The sequence below is a fragment of the Synechocystis sp. LKSZ1 genome (genome assembly GCF_040436315.1).
In the GTDB taxonomy this organism is placed as follows: domain Bacteria; phylum Cyanobacteriota; class Cyanobacteriia; order Cyanobacteriales; family Microcystaceae; genus Synechocystis.
Window position 1 is genome coordinate 946281 of sequence record NZ_AP031572.1, and the last position, 16735, is coordinate 963015.

Here is a 16735-nt window from a genome sequence, read left to right on the forward strand (position 1 = left end):
AGAGAATCTTGACCGGGGATTTTCTCCCTGGCCTTGGCCGCCTGCGGTCGGCGCCGCTGCTTGCCCCTTGCTAAAGGCCTCTCCTATGATGGGGGCATCCTCTTAAAAAAATCATGAGAACCATGGAAAATTCTAGAAAACGGCTTAAATCCCTTGGATTTTCGGCCCTATGGGGTCTGAGTATCAGTTTTCCCCTACTATTGCCCCTGGCTGTCCAGGCCCAACGGGTCGGCAATATCAATCCCAGCCAAGATAGCACCAATGTTCCCGGTGATACCACCATCTCGGGGGTTTTTCGGGGCCGGGAAGGGGGAGGCGTGGCCCTCAATAGTGTGAGGCTCTACCTCAATAACCAGGATGTAACCAACCAGAGTACGATTACCAAGGATTTTTTTAGTTATCGCCCCAGTCAACCCTTGGCCCCTGGCCCCCATCAAGTCCGGCTAGAGTTTCAGAATAATCAGGGCCAGCCTAAAAGTACGCAATGGCAATTCGTTGTGCAACAGCCCCAGGCCAGTCTAGTCATTGATGCCGTTACCCACAACGCCGCCAACCAACCCCTGGGCCCTGGTGCCACCTTTTTAGCCACGATCACGGGAACACCTCGGGCCCAGGCCACGATTCTGCTGATCGAAAATGGCCGGGGCATTCGCTCCCTCCCCGTCCAGGAAGTCTCGCCGGGGGTTTACGTCGGTACCCTCAATCTTACTGCTCAGGATCAAATCCAGGAAGGGATTGTGGTGGGGCGTCTGCAACGTAATAATCAACGGGTCTATGCCGCCGCGTCCCAGGGAGTTGTGTTTAGTCCCAATGCGGGCTCCGGCGACGTCCCTAGCGGTCACCCCTCACCCCCGGTTACCAATCCCACGGCCCTGCGGCCGGTATTTACCAACTATCAAAATGGTGACCGCATTACCAGCCGAGGCTTTCGTCTCCAGGGCCAGACCCGGCCCAATGCCCAGTTGACCATCCGTGTGACAACCTCCCTACCCGTCCTGGGGGGCTTTTTAGACTTGGCAAACAGTACGTTAGTGGATCAAACTGTGATTGCCGATAATCAAGGTAACTTTCAAATTCAGGTTCCCCCACCCGCCAATTTTTCTAGGGGCCTGCGTTATCTGATCCGAGCGACAGCTAGCCAGGGGAATCAGACGAGCCCGCCCGTGGAACTCACCCTGATTCAAGAATGATCATGGTCGCGGCAATAGACCCATTGGGCCGGTAGGTCTTGGTAATACTCTTTTTTCCAGATGGGCAGTCGGTGCTTAATCTGGTCGATGATGTAGCGAGCGGCTAAAAAGGCCTGTTCACGATGGCTGGCGGTGGTGCCGACCCAGACGGCGGCATCCCCCAGTTGCAGACTGCCGTAGCGATGGCAAGCAATGGCCCCGTGTAGGGAAAATTGGCCACAGGCTTCGGTTAGGATCCGTTCCCCTTCCTTTTGGGCCAGGGCCATGTAGATTTCGTAGTCTAGGGCCCTAACGGGGTGGCCCTGGTTATGGTTTCTCACCCAGCCTTCAAAGACTACCAGGGCCCCGGCTTGGGGATGTTTTAGCAATTGGTTTAGGGCCTCAGCCTGGATCGCGTCACCCGTCAAAAAAAACTGTTGCATGGCCTAACCTCCCGCCACGGGGGGAATGAAAACCACCGTCACACCAGACTTAAGATCATCATCCAAGTCCGCAAAGTCATCATCAATGGCCACCCGGATAGCATCTTCCGGCAGAGAAAAACCGTATTGAGTGGTCAATTCTCGGTAAAGGCCCCGATAGGTAGAAGCCTCAGTGTGGATCGTTTCTTCTGGGATCAAGGCCGCTTCTCGCAGGGCCGCAAAATATTTAACCGTTACGGAGGTCATGGATCGCTTGCTCGTAGGCTTGGGGAGTGTTGATGTTGGCAATGTCCTGGGGATGGTCGGGGGGCACCAACTGGCAGGGAACCCTTTGCAGGATTTTAACCGGACAGTATTGTTCCTGGGCCAGGGCCTGTTCAAACACCTCTAGGGCCTGGGGCGTATAGAGGGCGCAGAGGGCCTCTGGGAAGGCTTGTTCTGAATTCTGATAACAGGTGGCCACCTTGGTCGGGTCATGCTGGGCCAGCAGTTTTTCCAGCACCGGGGCCTGGACATAGGCCAGGTCGCAGGCCAATACCAACCAGTTGACTTCGGGATGGGTCTGTAACGCTTGATAAATGCCGGTAATTGGGCCCTGGCTCTCCGCTGGGTCTAGGAGCATCGGTAACGTTTCCAGCGCGGTTCCTTGCCATTGCTGGGGCCGGGCCGAGAGATAGACTTTTTCGCAGTATTGTTCCAACAGGTAATAGAGATAGCGAGCATGGGGCTGGCCCTGGTAGTTCAGCAGGGCCTTATCCCGTTGCATCCGCTTGCTCTGGCCGCCGGTGAGAACCAGTCCGTAGACGGGGCGCTGGTGGAGGTCGCTTTTGCCGCCGCTTTTTTCCAGCAGACGCACCTCGCCAATCACCATATCCGGGGAAACGGCCTTGCACATATCGTAAATAGTTAGGGCCGCGATGGTGGCCCCGTGGAGGGCCTCCATTTCAACGCCGGTTTTACCCGTGGTTTTGACCTCGCAGGTCACGGTGGCCAGGAGTTGGGGGTTTAAATGCACCGCTAGTCGGCAGGACTCAATGGGAATGGTGTGGCAAAAGGGAATGGCCTCGGCGGTTTTTTTGACGGCCATCGTCCCGGCAATGATGGCAGTTTGGAAGACGGGCCCTTTTTTCAGCCAGACTTCTTCCCCTTGGAGGTATGCCCGCAGGGCCTCGGGGAGTTGGATCTGGGCCTGGGCTTTGGCCCGGCGGGCCGTTGTGGATTTGGCGGAAACATCCACCATGGTGGGTTGGTTTTGAGCATTCAAGTGGGTCAGCATTCAGCCTCCGATGCGATTCATGGCATGGGATACCTCCGCCGGACGACGGTAGGGTTTCATGCCCAACAGGGATTGGTAGGTGGCTTGGCGTTGGGCCGCCGTTAGGCCCCGTAGGGAGAGGCCCTCGCTTTTCAGCAAACAGGCCCGCATAATGCCGTCCGCCGAGAGCCGCCAGCGGGAACAATAGCCGCAGAAGGGTTGGGATTCCGAGGCGATGAACCCCAAACGGGCTCCGCAAGGCGTCACAAAATTAAAAGAGGTGGAATCCAGGGGACTGGCCACGGGTTCCAGCGTGACCCAGGGCCGGAGCCGGTCGATTAATTCCTGAGCCGAAATAAAGCGCTCGGTTTGTTCCTGGCAAGCATAGCCAATGCGCATGAGTTCTAAAAACCTGACCTCGATTTGTAACTGTCGGGAATAGTTCACAAAGTTGAGTAATTCACGATCGTTTAGGCCCCGCATCATGACAGTATTAATTTTAATTTGAAAACCCCGTTCTTTAGCTTTTTGGATATTTTCTAAAACCCTTGCTAATTGATGGCCATGGGTCATTTGCTGGAAGGCATTGAGTTCTAAACTATCTAAACTAATATTGAGGGATTGAATGCGACAATCCTGGAGCACATCGAGGTAACGGTCGAGCAAAATACCATTAGTGGTCAGGCCAATTTTGCGTAGAGGCAGGCGGGCCAGACGGGTGGCAATCTCTGGGAAAGCCCCTCTCAGCAAGGGTTCTCCCCCGGTTAAGCGTAGTTCTTCCAGGCCGAAGTCAATGAGTTCCGCCACAATGTCTTCGTAGTCTTGGGGGGATAAATAATCCTGTTTATCCATAAAAACGGCATCGACGGGCATACAGTAGCGACAGCGAAGGTTACAGGTATCCGTCAGAGAAAGGCGCAATTTACGAATAATGCGACCGTAGGCATCGATTAAACGAGGTTCTACCATGGCCACCAGGAATAGAAGGGAAACGATTGACCGGCTTCAAAGTCAGAAAACTGCTGGGGCAATTCTAGAAAGCCATCACTCTGGGCCAGGGCCACAAATTCCCCTGAATTTTTCATGGGTAGGGGATAGGCGAGAATCTGGGACTGGGGACTGTACTCAATTTTGACGGGTAAAAAGTAAGTCAAATCCGGTTTAAACGTGATGGACTCTGTTAGTTGAGCATAGCGCCCTGGCCAGGGCAAAAAGTAGCGGTGCAGACAGATTAGGCTGGAAATGGGATTGCCCGGCAGGCCAAAAACCGCCGTGTTGTGGGTGGAATCAACTCCGAACCAGAGGGGTTTCCCCGGTCGTTGCGCCACTCCCTGGACGTAGGGCCTGACGCCCTGGCTTTGCCACACGGTTGGCAGATAATCAAACTTACCCTTAGAAACCCCGCCGGAATAGATCAATACATCATACTCAGTGGCCTGGGCCTGGTAATGCTCCGCCAAAATATCAGGGTCATCGGGCACCTGGTCAATGGCGACGACAGGATAACCCTGGAGCTGCAGGGAGGCCTGGAGGGCATAGACATTGGAACGACGCAATTGATAGACCTGGGGCTGGTCATCGGGGTCAAGCAATTCATTGCCGGTGGCGATCAGCTTAATTTTCGGCCGACGACGACAGCGCAGACGAGTTTGGCCAAAGGAGGCGGCAATCCCCCAACGAGGGCCATTCAGAACAAAGGGAGCCGGTAAAATCACTGCCCCGGCCGGGCAATCACTGTGGGCAAGATGAACATTGTCCCCCGGTTGGCGAGCTTGTTCGAGGGTAATCTGGGCCAGGCCCGCCTGAATCTTGAGATGTTCGTAGGGAATGACTAGATCCGTGCCCAGGGGTAAAACAGCCCCGGTCATCACTTCTAAACAGGCCTGGGGATCGGTGAGAGATAAAGGGGAATCACCGGCCGCAACGGTGCCGAGGATCAGAAACTGTCGTTGCCCTTTGGCATAACTGGCCCAGGAGAGGGCAATACCATCCATCATCACCCGGTCGGCTGGCGGATAAGCCCGGTCTGCGATCAAGGCCGCTAGGGCCATTTCGGGCTGGGGATCTTCCAGGGAAACAACGTCCTCTCCCCAATCGGGCAAGTGTTGGTGAATCAGTTGGCTAGCTTGGGCAACAGTCATCATAACGGCTAAGGTGAATAATCACGCTGAGACTTAAACCTTGACCCTTAATCTAAATTAAAAACCAAGAAGCAAGCGCTCCAGGATTGATATTCGATGTAAGAACTCCAATTAAAAATGCTTTTTCAGCATTTACAGTCAAACTTTGTTACAAATCATACAAATCTTTACATAGAAAAAGATAACGCTAAAGGGGTAATTCTTAAGCCTTGCAGTGCATCGTCCTTTCGGTTTCGACTTTGGCACAACTTGAGGGAAGATGTGTTCCTTTCTTCTCGACCGAATGATGAGCCCAGCGTGAACGGAGTCACCTCCCTTACTTTCCTAAATAAAATTTTTCTATGAGCATTTCTCGTCGCAAATTTCTGCTAACCACCGGGGCCGCCGCCGCGGGAAGCGTTATTCTCAACAGTGTGGGCGATACGATCACCCAAGCGCAAACGATTAGCCCTGAAGTCAAGAAAGCCAGATTAGGCTTTATCGCGCTAACGGATGCGGCTCCTTTAATTATCGCCCAGGAAAAAGGCTTTTTTGCTAAGTACGGCATGACAGAAGTGGAAGTCGTTAAACAAGCTTCTTGGCCCGTAACCCGCGACAACTTAGAACTGGGTTCTGGTGGTGGCGGCATTGACGGGGCCCATATCCTCAGCCCCATGCCCTATCTGATGTCCCTAGGAACCATCACCAAAACGAAGCGACCCGTCCCGATGTATATTCTTGCTCGCTTAAATACTAACGGACAGGGGATCTCGATCGACAATAAGTATAAAGCCCTTAAAGTGGGACTCGATAGCAAAGCCTTTAAAGTAGCTCTGGATAAAGCCAAAGCGTCAGGCAAAGAGGCGAAAATCGCGATGACGTTCCCCGGTGGAACCCATGATTTATGGATTCGCTATTGGTTAGCCGCCGGAGGGGTCGATCCGAATAAAGATGTTTCGGTGATTCCTGTTCCGCCCCCGCAGATGGTAGCCAATATGAAAGTCGGCAACATGGAAGCTTTTTGTGTTGGCGAACCTTGGAACGCCCAATTGGTAACGCAAAAAGAGGGGTATAGCGCCCTGATTACCGGGCAATTATGGAAAAATCACCCCGAAAAAGCCTTCTCGATGCGGAAAGATTGGGTGGATAAAAACCCGAAGGCCGCCCAGGCGATTTTGATGGCGATTCTTGAAGCCCAGCAATGGTGCGACAAGCCGGCCAATAAAGCGGAAATGGCAAAAATCATTGGCGGGCGTGAGTACTTAAAGGTAGCAGTCTCCGATATTCTCCCGCGTCTGCAGGGTAAGGTTGATTTCGGTGACGGTCGTACCTTGAATAACCCCGACTTGGCGATGAAATTTTGGGCGAATAACGCTTCCTACCCTTACAAGAGCCATGATCTCTGGTTCTTAACCGAAGATATTCGTTGGGGTTATCTCCCAGCTAGCACGAATACGAAGGCTATTATCGATAAAGTGAACAGGGAAGACCTCTGGAAGAAAGCCGCAAAAGCAATTAAAGTTCCTGCGAATCAAATTCCCTCGAGTACCTCTCGCGGTGTAGAAACCTTTTTTGATGGGACGAAATTTGACCCAAATAACCCGAAAGCCTACCTTAATAGCTTGAAAATTAAGGCCATTAAGTCCTAGCGCTCTTCAGTTCTCTTTGCATAGCCCAACCCAAGCCTAGGGCAAAGAAACCAAGGGCTCAGGCCCCTGAAACTAAAAAACAGGGGTCTTGTAAGCTGACCCACAACTAAAGTGACGAGGCGTCCAGTCTTATCCATGGTGAACTAACTGTAGAGCAAGGGTTAGGGTCTACTTGATTGAAAAACGGACGCTAAAATGCAAAAACTTAAACCAAAAATGCTTTTTCGGCATCAATATACAAACTTTGTTACAAATCATACAAATCTTTACATAGAAAAAGATGACTCTAAAGGGGTAATTCTTAAGCCTTGCAGTGCATCGTCCCTTCGGTTTCGACTTTGGCACAACTTGAGGGAAGAAGCGTTCCTTTCTTCTCGACCGAATGATGAGCCCAGTGTGAACTGAGTCACCTCCCTTAACTTCCTAGACAAAATCCCTCTATGAGTAGTCTTTCTCGTCGCAAATTTTTGCTAACCGCCGGAGCCACCGCAGTCGGAACCGCCATACTCCACGGATGCACCTCCGGTGGTAACGCTCCTCAAACCCCGGCTTCCCCCAGCACCAATGCCAGTCCAGCGGCGGGGGGAGAGGCTCCAGAAGTGACCAAGGCCAAGTTAGGTTTTATTGCGCTGACCGATGCGGCGCCCTTGATTGTCGCCAAGGAAAAAGGTCTCTTTGCCAAGTACGGCATGACGGAAGTAGAAGTCCTCAAACAGGCCTCTTGGCCCGTGACTCGCGACAACTTAGAACTGGGTTCTGGGGGCGGCGGCATTGATGGGGCCCATATTCTCACCCCGATGCCCTACCTGATGTCCCTGGGAACCATCACCAAAACGAAAAAACCCTTACCTATGTATATCCTGGCCCGCTTAAATACCCAGGGCCAAGGGATTTCTGTTGCCAATGTCTATAAAGAGTTAAAAGTGGCCCTGGACAGTAAGCCCCTGAAGGAGGCCTTTGCTAAGGCCAAGGCGGGAGGCAAGGAATTGAAGGTAGCTATGACTTTTCCCGGGGGAACCCACGACCTCTGGATGCGTTACTGGCTAGCGGCTGGCGGCATTGTTCCTGGTAAAGATGTTTCTGTAATTCCGGTGCCGCCTCCGCAGATGGTGGCCAACATGAAGGTCGGCAACATGGAATCCTTCTGTGTCGGTGAACCCTGGAATGCGCAACTAGTCAACCAAAAATTAGGCTATTCTGCCCTGATTACCGGCCAACTCTGGAAAAATCACCCGGAAAAGGCCTTTGGTATGCGCAAAGACTGGGTGGATCAAAATCCCAAGGCCGCCCAGGCCCTGCTCAAAGCGGTTCTGGAAGCTCAACAATGGTGTGACGACCCCGCCAATAAAGAAGAAATGGTCAAAATCATCTCTGACCGTCAATACCTGAAGGTGCCACCCAAGGATATTCTGGGCCGTCTCCAGGGCAAGGTCGATTTTGGCGATGGCCGGACGATTGATGACCCAGACCTAGCGATGAAATTCTGGCGTGATAATGCCTCCTATCCCTACAAGAGCCATGACCTCTGGTTCCTCACCGAAGATATCCGCTGGGGTTATCTGCCGGCTAGCACGGACACGAAAAAGATTATTGACGAAGTGAACCGAGAAGACCTCTGGAAACAGGCTGCCCAGGCCATCGGTGTTCCCGTCGAGCAAATCCCCACCAGTTCCTCACGGGGAGTCGAAACCTTCTTCGATGGCGTTAAATTTGACCCCGAAAATCCGAAGGCCTATCTCGATAGTTTGAAGATCAAAACGATTAAGGCCTAGGCTTCCCTGTGTTTCTCTCCTCCAGTCCTAGAGAGGAGAGACGATATCCCCACAAAAAGTTTCATTGTCCCCTATCCCCTTTCCAGTTAGTTTCTATGGCCAATATTGCATTAACTCCCCCGAAAGCCCGCCGCAATCCCTGGGGCTTTTTACTTACTTTTAAAAAAGTTTTGCGTCCCCTGGCCGCCCTGGCGGTGATCCTAGTGGTTTGGCAACTGCTCTGTTCTGGGCCAAACCCCAACCTTCCTAGTCCTTGGACAGTGCTCCAGGAAACTTGGGATCCGCTGATTATTAATCCCTTTTTTGATAATGGCGGTACGGATAAGGGCCTGGGCTTGCAAATCTTCGCCAGTTTAACGCGGGTGGCCGTTGGCTTTACCCTCGCAGCGATTGTCGGCATTGCCTTGGGTATTCTCATTGGTACTACAAGGGTCATGTACGATGCCCTTGACCCGATTTTTCAAGTCTTGAGAACCATTCCGCCCCTGGCCTGGTTGCCCATTGCCCTAGCGGCCCTGCGGGAAAGTGAGCCTTCGGCTATTTTCGTTATTTTCATTACCTCGATTTGGCCAATCATTATCAACACAACTGTTGGGGTTCAGCAAATTCCCCAGGATTATCGCAACGTTTCGCGGGTGCTTAAACTGTCGAAAACTGACTACTTTTTTAATATTCTTTTCCCGGCCTCCGTTCCCTATATTTTCACCGGCCTGCGCATTGGCATTGGCTTATCTTGGTTGGCGATTGTGGCGGCGGAAATGCTTGTCGGTGGTGTTGGTATCGGCTTCTTTATCTGGGATGCCTACAACAGTTCCCGCATGAGTGAAATTATTTTGGCCCTGATTTATGTCGGGATCGTGGGTTTGTTACTGGATCGCTTTATTGCCTTCCTCGCTAGCCTCTTTGTTCCGGCTGAACAAAAATAGCGCTGACCTGGCCCTTGGAGGGGAGTCAGCACCTCTCCTCCCCTTCTCCCCGTTTACCTTCGTTCTCCATCGCGCCTATGTCTACCTTTATTGAAATTGACCACGTTGACCGCATTTTTCCTCTGGCCAACGGTGACCGTTACATTGCCCTTAAAAATATTGAATTAAAAGTCCAAGCCGGGGAATTTGTTTCCCTAATCGGCCATTCCGGTTGTGGTAAATCCACCTTGCTAAATATGGTATCCGGCCTGGATAAACCTACCTTTGGCGGTGTCATTCTCGAGGGACGGGAAGTCACAGGGCCAGGGCCCGACCGCATGGTTGTCTTTCAAAACTACTCCCTCCTGCCCTGGTTGACGGTACGCAATAACATTGGCCTGGCGGTTCACCGCGTCCTGAGGGATTTACCCAAGGCAGAACGGGAAAAAATTATTGATGACCATATTAAACTGGTGGGCCTAGAACGGGCGGCCCATAAACGGCCGGGGGAACTGTCGGGAGGGATGAAACAACGGGTAGCCATTGCGCGGGCCCTGGCCATTCGCCCCAAGGTGCTCTTGCTCGATGAACCCTTCGGAGCCTTGGACGCCCTCACTCGGGGCAATCTCCAGGAAAAGCTGATGGAAATTGTCGAAGAGAGCCAGGTGACTTGCATTATGGTGACCCATGATGTGGATGAGGCCCTGTTGTTATCTGACCGGGTGGTGATGCTCACCACGGGCCCTGAGGCCCACATTGGCCAGATTTTAGAAGTCCCCATTCCCCGGCCCCGCCATCGTTTAGAGGTGGTCAACCATCCCAGCTACTACGCTCTACGCAGTGAGATGGTCTATTTCCTTAACCAGCAGAAACGGGTGAAAAAAGTCGGCTCCATTCAGGCCCCCATGGTCATGGCGGGCAATGGTCTCGAAAAGATCAATCTCAATCTGGGCTTTATTCCTCTCACCGACTGTGCTCCCCTGGTGATCGCCCAGGAAAAGGGTTTCTTTGCCGAACAGGGCCTGACCAATGTCAATCTGGTGCGGGAACCCAGTTGGCAATCCATCACCGAAGGTATTACTGATGGTCGCTTAGATGCCGCGCAAATGGTGGCGGGGATGCCCCTGGCCCTCACCTTGGGCCTCGGTGGCCGGGCCTCCTTGCCGATTATTAATGCCTTAGTGCTCAGCCGCAATGGTAACGCTATTACCCTCAGCCAAAGCTTTGCCAAAGCTGGCGTCAAGACCCTAGAGGATTTCAAACAATACCTCAGCCAAACCCCCGACAAGATCCATTCCCTGGGCATGGTTCACCCGGCCTCGATGCAAAATTTACTCCTGCGCTACTGGCTAGCCTCTGGGGGAATTGATCCGGATCAGGACGTTAATCTGGTTCGCATTCCGCCGGCCCAGATGGTGGCGAACCTGAAGGCCGGCAATATTGACGGTTACTGCGTCGGCGAACCCTGGAATTCGCGGGCCGTGCGCGAGGGCCTCGGCTACGTCATTGCCACGGATCTGAATATCTGGGATGGTCACCCCGAAAAAGTCTTAGGCGTTCGGGAAGACTGGGCCAATCAATACCCCAAAACCCATTTAGCCCTGGTTAAGGCCCTGCTCCAGGCCGGTGAATATTGTGATGACCGCCGTAATCGGGAAGAAGTGATGGGCTATCTCTGCCAACCCCAGTACGTGGGTTCCTTGGTGGACTACACTCGGCCCGGTTTTCTCGATCCCTACTGCTTCGGCAACGGTCGAGAACCGGAAATGCTCCTGCGCTACAACCAATTTTATGTCGATAAAGCCAACTACCCTGCTCGCAGTGAGGCCCTGTGGATTTTGACGCAATTGGCTCGCTGGGGCTATACGCCCTTCCCCAAAAACTGGTTGGAAATTATCGAACGAGTCCGTCGCCCCGACCTCTTTGGTGAGGCCTGTCGTCAACTGGGCTGGCCTGGTCTAGAAGCGGATCGTCGGCCCTTGACCCTCTTTGATGGCATGGTCTTCAACCCTGATGATCCCCTCGGCTATATCCGCCGCTTTAGCCTGCACCGAGACCTCCAGGTGGCAGAAATTGCTCTGGAGCCGGCACCTTCGCCCATCACGCCATGATCTTAAACCCATTTCTGACCCCTCTTCGCTATGTTTATGATGACCTCCCCTGACTCCAGCACGTTGCCAACAACCACAGATTTTCTGACCATTGAAAACCTCAGCAAGGTTTACCCGACCGCTCGGGGCCCCTACTGTGTCCTGGAAGATGTCAATCTGACGGTGCAGGAGGGAGAATTTATCTGCGTCATTGGTCATTCGGGCTGTGGTAAGTCCACGCTCTTAAATATGGTGTCGGGGTTTAATTCCCCCACAGAGGGGGCTGTCTTACTCCACGGCAAGCCCATTACTGGCCCTGGCCCTGACCGGATGATGGTCTTCCAAAACTATTGCCTCCTGCCCTGGAAAAGCGCCTACGACAACGTTTACCTTGGCCTTCATTCCGTCTATCCCGAAAAATCCAAAACGGAAAAGGACCAGATGGCTTGGCACTACCTGGAAATGGTGGGTCTGACGGAAGCGGCCCGCAAAAAACCGAACCAGTTGTCTGGTGGGATGAAACAGCGGGTGGCCATTGCCCGGGCCCTGGCCATTTCTCCCGAGATTTTAATCCTGGATGAACCCTTTGGCGCCCTCGATGCCATTACGAAGGAAGAACTCCAGGAGGAACTGCTCCAGATCTGGCGCAACAACAAGCTGACCGTATTGATGATCACCCACGACATCGATGAGGCCCTGTTTTTGGCGGATCGCTTGGTGATGATGACCAATGGCCCCAAGGCCAAGGTGGGCGAAATTTTGGACATTCCCTTCGAGCGGCCGCGGAATCGGGCCCAGATCGCTGACGATCCCCGTTACTATGAACTCCGCAACGAGGCCCTGGATTTTCTCTTCCATCGCTTTGCCCACGATGAAGATGAAACAGATGAAACCGACGTGCCCCGGGCCGCCCTCCTGCCTAAGATTGCTGGAGCCATCAGTTGTCTGGCAGCCTTGACCCTAGTTGGGATTGGCTTTTTCCAAACTTTTGCCCCTAAGGGAAATTCCAGTGCGACTCCTACGGCCGTAGAGGCCCCTGCTCAGCCCTAGCTAAATTTCCTTAAAATACTACTGGGGTTTCTGTCCTAACAGTTAGAATAAAGCCCTAGTATTATTTCCCCACCCGGTTGAGGCGTCCATGGCGACCATCGAAAACACGTCGGAACGAGAAAAGGCCCTGAGTGCGGTCTTGAGTCAAATTGAGCGTAATTTTGGCAAAGGCGCCATCATGCGTTTGGGAGATGCGGCCCAAATGCGGGTAGAAACCCTATCCACCGGCGCTTTGACCCTAGACCTAGCCCTCGGTGGGGGCCTGCCCAAGGGCCGGATCATTGAAATCTATGGCCCAGAAAGTTCCGGTAAAACCACCCTGGCTCTCCATGCTATTGCGGCTACTCAAAAGGCCGGCGGGGTCGCGGCCTTCGTTGATGCGGAACATGCCCTCGACCCGACCTACTCAGCGGCCCTGGGGGTGGATATCAATAATCTGTTGGTTGCTCAGCCCGATACAGGGGAATCGGCCCTGGAAATCGTCGATCAATTGGTGCGTTCTACCGCAGTCGATATCGTGGTGGTGGACTCCGTAGCAGCTCTGGTACCTCGCGCTGAAATTGAAGGGGAAATGGGAGATACCCAAGTCGGCCTCCAGGCCCGCTTGATGAGTAAGGCCCTGCGCAAAATTGCCGGTAACATCGGCCGCTCTGGTTGTGTGGTTATCTTCTTAAACCAACTGCGGCAAAAAATTGGGGTCAGCTACGGTAGCCCTGAGGTGACGACCGGAGGAACGGCCCTCAAATTCTACGCTTCCGTACGCCTTGATATTCGTCGTACCCAAACCCTGAAAAAAGGCAGTGAAGGGGAGTACGGTATCCGGGCCAAGGTAAAAGTGGCCAAAAACAAAGTGGCCCCGCCCTTTCGCATTGCGGAATTTGATATTATTTTTGGCTCCGGTATTTCCCAAATGGGGTGTACCATTGACCTAGCAGAAAAAACGGAGGTGATTACCCGTAAAGGGGCCTGGTACAGCTACAATGGCGAAAACATTGCCCAAGGCCGGGATAATGCCATCAAATACCTAGAAGACAATCCCGAAATTGCCCAACAGGTGGAGCAACAGGTGCGAGAAAAATTGGCCCTGGGTTCCTTAATTCTGCCGATTGAATCTGGCGACAGCGAAGACGGCAACCAGTTTGAAGACTAGACAGAAAAATGGGGCCGTTAGAAATTTCTGGCCCCCAACTCATCTTTGATTCAAATCCCCCAAAACGGGGGATTTGTGGGTATAAGTGTTGCCAGTAACCGTCCTAGAAGGGGATTTCATCCAAGTTTTCTGGCGCAATGGGTTCGTTGCCATGGGTTGGTTCGCTGATCGGGGCAGAGACGCTGGTGGCCAAAGTTGAAGCCACACCATCCAACTTCACCACGCGGGACGCTACCAATTCTGCTCGTTTTTCCTTAAAGCCTTCCGGTCGTTCTACCATCTGCATACTCAGACGGCCTTCGATGAGGAGTTGATCGCCTTCCTGGTAACGTTCCTGCATTTCTGTGGCCAGATTACCCCAGCCCACCACCTTGAGAGAAGAAGTTGGGTCATCGTCACGGTTACCGGGAAACTCGACCAAGAGCGTCGTGACAGGGGTTTGATTATCTTGAGTGTAGCGCAGTTCAGGGTTGCGAATTACTGTGGCCATTAATACACAACTATTCATAATAAGCAGATCAACCAAGATTATTTAGAAATTTCACCTCAATCTTAGAAGATGTTGGGAGTTTCGCCCTGGGTTTGGCTAATAAACTTTTGCACCTGGGCCCGATAGCTGGCTAATTGGTAATCGGCCCAGTCCGAGTCTTCACTATTGACATAAATATGCACAGAGGGTTCTCCAGCATCCGGCAAAATCAATACCCAGTTATCACTGTGAGGATAGAGCACCTTAACTCCGTCAATCAGTTCTAGATGGTGGTTACGATGAATTTCCACCAAGTAACGCATCAAGGCCCCCTTAATTTTCCAAGAACAGCGCACGGTACAGTACTTATTGTAAACCCGCGGTAGTTCAGAACGTACTTGCACCAGGGAACGTCCCTGCAAGGTTAACATTTCCACCACCTTGGCAATACTAAACATGGCATCAAAGCCCGGATGGAGACGGGGAAAAATAAAGCCCATTTCGCCCCCTCCCCCTAAAACCACGTGAGGATTAGCCTGGGATGCCGCCATCAGGGCCGTGGGATTCGCTTTTGTCCGTATCACCTGGCCCCGATGGCGACGGGCCAGCATTTCCACTGCACTAGAGGCCTGGACGGGGACAACAATCGTGCCTTCAGGATAGGCTGTTAGCACCATGTGTACCATTAAGGCGGTTAGAAGTTCCCCCCGAATTGGTAGGCCCGATTCATCCACCAGGATTAACTGCTCCCCGTTGGCAGATACCTGAACGCCTAAATTGGCCTTGAGGGCCGCCACCACTTGCCCCAGTTGGTGCAGGAGGGTTTCCCGTTCTTCGTTGGAGACGGCGGTTTGACGCAGACTGGCATTTAGTACTACTGCATCACAACTAAATTTACTCAGCAGGAGGGGCAAAATGGCCCCGGAAACCCCATAGGCATAGTCAATGACAATCTTGGTGCTGCCACTGCTGAAGGCCTCTACATCTAGGAGGGTTTCAAAACTATGGCGATAGGTTTCTAGCACCTGGGCCGGATAGGACATTTCACCAATTTCTGGGATACTGACCCGGCGTAGGTCTTCTTTAAAATAAGCCCCTTCGATCTTTTTCTCCGTACTTTTGGAGACGTTGATGCCCTGGCTATCCAGAAACTCGATTAACAGATACTCGGGCCGGTCGGGATGGATACGGACATGAATTCCCCCCACTACCTTGAGGCGGGGGATCATGGTGCGAGCAATGGGAATAGCGGTGGCCTCTAGGTTTTGGATATTAATCCCCACGGACATTAGGCCAGCAATCAGGGAACGGGTAACCATCCGGGAAACATTGCGCTGGTCTCGCGACACCACAATTTCGGCCCCTGGCCGGAGGGAGGAACCGTAGGCCGCGCCGAGCTTGACGGCAAATTCTGGGGTGATGTCGATGTTGACAATTCCTGATACGCCCCGTTGACCAAAGAGGTTGCGGTGGGCTGTATTGCCCCAGATCAGATTGAGGTTAACAATGGCCCCCGGTTCAACCCGCTTACTGGGCCAGATTTTGACATTGGCATTGACGTGGGCTTCCTCGCCAATAATACACAGCGGCCCTATCACGGCTCCTTCTAAGACCTGGGTGCGCCGCTCTAGACGACAGCCCCGACTGACCACACAGGCCGCTAGCGTCGCGTCGTCCCCGATCATCACCCCATTGCCGACAATAGCCCGTTTGATGTCGGCCCCGACGCCAACGGTGACGTTATCCCCCAGCACGGTTCCTCCTTCGATTACCGTTCCTGGGCCAATGCGGCAGTTATCCCCGATCAGTAAGGGAGGAGACAGTCGAGCGGTTGGGTCAATAATCGTATCTTCTCCGACCCAAATCCCTGGCTCCTGTTCAGCATAGCTAAAGTCCAGATCGACCTTGCCAGCCAGGGCATCGTACTGGGCTTCCCGGTAGGCATCCAAATGGCCCACATCACACCAGTAGCCATCGGCTATGTAGCCGTAGATAGGTTCTTGTTTTTCGAGCAGGAGAGGAAAGAGGTCTTGGGAAAAGTCACTTTCTTCGTTGGGGGGAAGATAGTCTAACAGTTCCGGTTCCAGGATATAAATGCCCGTGTTGATAGTGTCGGAGAAGACCTCACCCGTGGAAGGTTTTTCCAGAAAACGGCAAATGCGCTGGCCCTCATCCACAATCACCACCCCAAATTCCATGGGATTGGGTACCCGAGTTAAAACCAGGGTGGCCTTGGATTGCTTCTGACGATGGAAGGCCAGGGCCGCCGTCAGGTCAAAATCGGTAATGCTGTCACCGCTAACAACAAAAAAGGTCTCGTCTAACAATTCTTCGATGTTTTTAACACAGCCCGCCGTCCCTAGGGGTTGATCATCCTCGACAGCATAATTCATTTGAATACCAAAATCACTGCCATCCAGAAAGTAGTCCCGCAGGGCGTCGGGGAGGTAATGCAGGGTTGCAATAATTTCGGTAATGTTGTGGCGCTTCAGCAGATTGATAATATGGGCCGCAATCGGACGATTGAGTACGGGCACCATGGGCTTAGGCAGGTCGCAGGTCAACGGACGCAAACGGGTTCCAGCCCCCCCAGCCATCAACACTGCGCGCATAGTGACTCCTTCAATCTCTGCATGATCCCTTTCATCTTAGTCAAAGTTTCT

General features: G+C 52.8%; 13 protein-coding genes and 1 pseudogene. 7 read left to right on the plus strand and 7 right to left on the minus strand.

The features are described from left to right. The first annotated feature begins 122 nt into the window (after window positions 1–122). The gene (locus ABXS88_RS04545) at window positions 123–1190 is read left to right on the plus strand and encodes a hypothetical protein (RefSeq protein ID WP_353673996.1); all 1068 of its coding nucleotides are present in this window, start codon (window positions 123–125) and stop codon (window positions 1188–1190) included. Here the strand turns inward: ABXS88_RS04545 and ABXS88_RS04550 are convergent. The 5 genes from ABXS88_RS04550 to ABXS88_RS04570 are packed head-to-tail and all read right to left on the minus strand — an operon-like array spanning window position 1181 to window position 5011. Next, entirely contained in the window at window positions 1181–1612 is a 432-nt protein-coding gene (locus ABXS88_RS04550; RefSeq protein WP_353673997.1) for a molybdenum cofactor biosynthesis protein MoaE, read from the minus strand. The genes ABXS88_RS04545 and ABXS88_RS04550 overlap by 10 nt on opposite strands. A 3-nt stretch (window positions 1613–1615) precedes the next feature. Then, entirely contained in the window at window positions 1616–1858 is a 243-nt protein-coding gene (locus ABXS88_RS04555; RefSeq protein ID WP_353673998.1) for a MoaD/ThiS family protein, read from the minus strand. Next, the gene (moaC, locus tag ABXS88_RS04560; protein ID WP_353673999.1) at window positions 1839–2888 is read right to left on the minus strand and encodes a cyclic pyranopterin monophosphate synthase MoaC; all 1050 of its coding nucleotides are present in this window, start codon (window positions 2886–2888) and stop codon (window positions 1839–1841) included. Before moaC ends, ABXS88_RS04555 begins: the two co-directional genes overlap by 20 nt. Beyond that, a complete protein-coding gene (gene moaA, locus ABXS88_RS04565; protein WP_353674000.1) occupies window positions 2889–3836 on the minus strand; it encodes a GTP 3',8-cyclase MoaA in 948 nt (315 codons plus the stop codon). Further along, the gene (locus ABXS88_RS04570; RefSeq protein ID WP_353674001.1) at window positions 3830–5011 is read right to left on the minus strand and encodes a molybdopterin molybdotransferase MoeA; all 1182 of its coding nucleotides are present in this window, start codon (window positions 5009–5011) and stop codon (window positions 3830–3832) included. Before ABXS88_RS04570 ends, moaA begins: the two co-directional genes overlap by 7 nt. 338 nt (window positions 5012–5349) lie before the next feature. On the opposite strand from ABXS88_RS04570, the gene ABXS88_RS04575 reads away from it, so the two are divergent. The 6 genes and pseudogenes from ABXS88_RS04575 (at window position 5350) to recA (ending at window position 13603) form a co-directional block, all read left to right on the plus strand. Continuing rightward, window positions 5350–6636 (plus strand): CmpA/NrtA family ABC transporter substrate-binding protein, encoded by a 1287-nt coding sequence (locus ABXS88_RS04575; RefSeq protein ID WP_353674002.1) that lies wholly within the window; start codon window positions 5350–5352, stop codon window positions 6634–6636. Window positions 6637–7076: 440 nt separating this feature from the next. Then, window positions 7077–8408: an ABC transporter substrate-binding protein gene (locus tag ABXS88_RS04580; RefSeq protein WP_353674003.1), complete on the plus strand. Its 1332-nt coding sequence runs from the start codon at window positions 7077–7079 to the stop codon at window positions 8406–8408. Window positions 8409–8503: 95 nt separating this feature from the next. Further along, window positions 8504–9334 (plus strand): nitrate ABC transporter permease, encoded by an 831-nt coding sequence (gene ntrB / locus ABXS88_RS04585; RefSeq protein WP_353674004.1) that lies wholly within the window; start codon window positions 8504–8506, stop codon window positions 9332–9334. A gap of 77 nt (window positions 9335–9411) precedes the next feature. Then, window positions 9412–11424 carry a nitrate ABC transporter ATP-binding protein gene (locus tag ABXS88_RS04590; RefSeq protein ID WP_353674005.1) on the plus strand — a complete coding sequence of 671 codons (2013 nt, stop codon included), beginning with the start codon at window positions 9412–9414 and terminating at the stop codon, window positions 11422–11424. 39 nt (window positions 11425–11463) lie between these two features. Beyond that, a pseudogene (locus tag ABXS88_RS04595) lies at window positions 11464–12282 on the plus strand (nitrate ABC transporter ATP-binding protein); the annotation flags it as partial. Window positions 12283–12541: 259 nt separating this feature from the next. Beyond that, entirely contained in the window at window positions 12542–13603 is a 1062-nt protein-coding gene (gene recA / locus ABXS88_RS04600; protein WP_353674006.1) for a recombinase RecA, read from the plus strand. Window positions 13604–13706: 103 nt separating this feature from the next. Here the strand turns inward: recA and ABXS88_RS04605 are convergent, their stop codons facing one another. Further along, window positions 13707–14111, minus strand: coding sequence for a single-stranded DNA-binding protein (locus tag ABXS88_RS04605; RefSeq protein ID WP_353674778.1), 405 nt, complete (start codon window positions 14109–14111; stop codon window positions 13707–13709). Between the two features lie 44 nt (window positions 14112–14155). After that, complete coding sequence (locus ABXS88_RS04610) at window positions 14156–16684, minus strand: mannose-1-phosphate guanyltransferase (RefSeq protein WP_353674007.1); 2529 nt, start codon at window positions 16682–16684, stop codon at window positions 14156–14158. Window positions 16685–16735 lie beyond the last annotated feature (51 nt).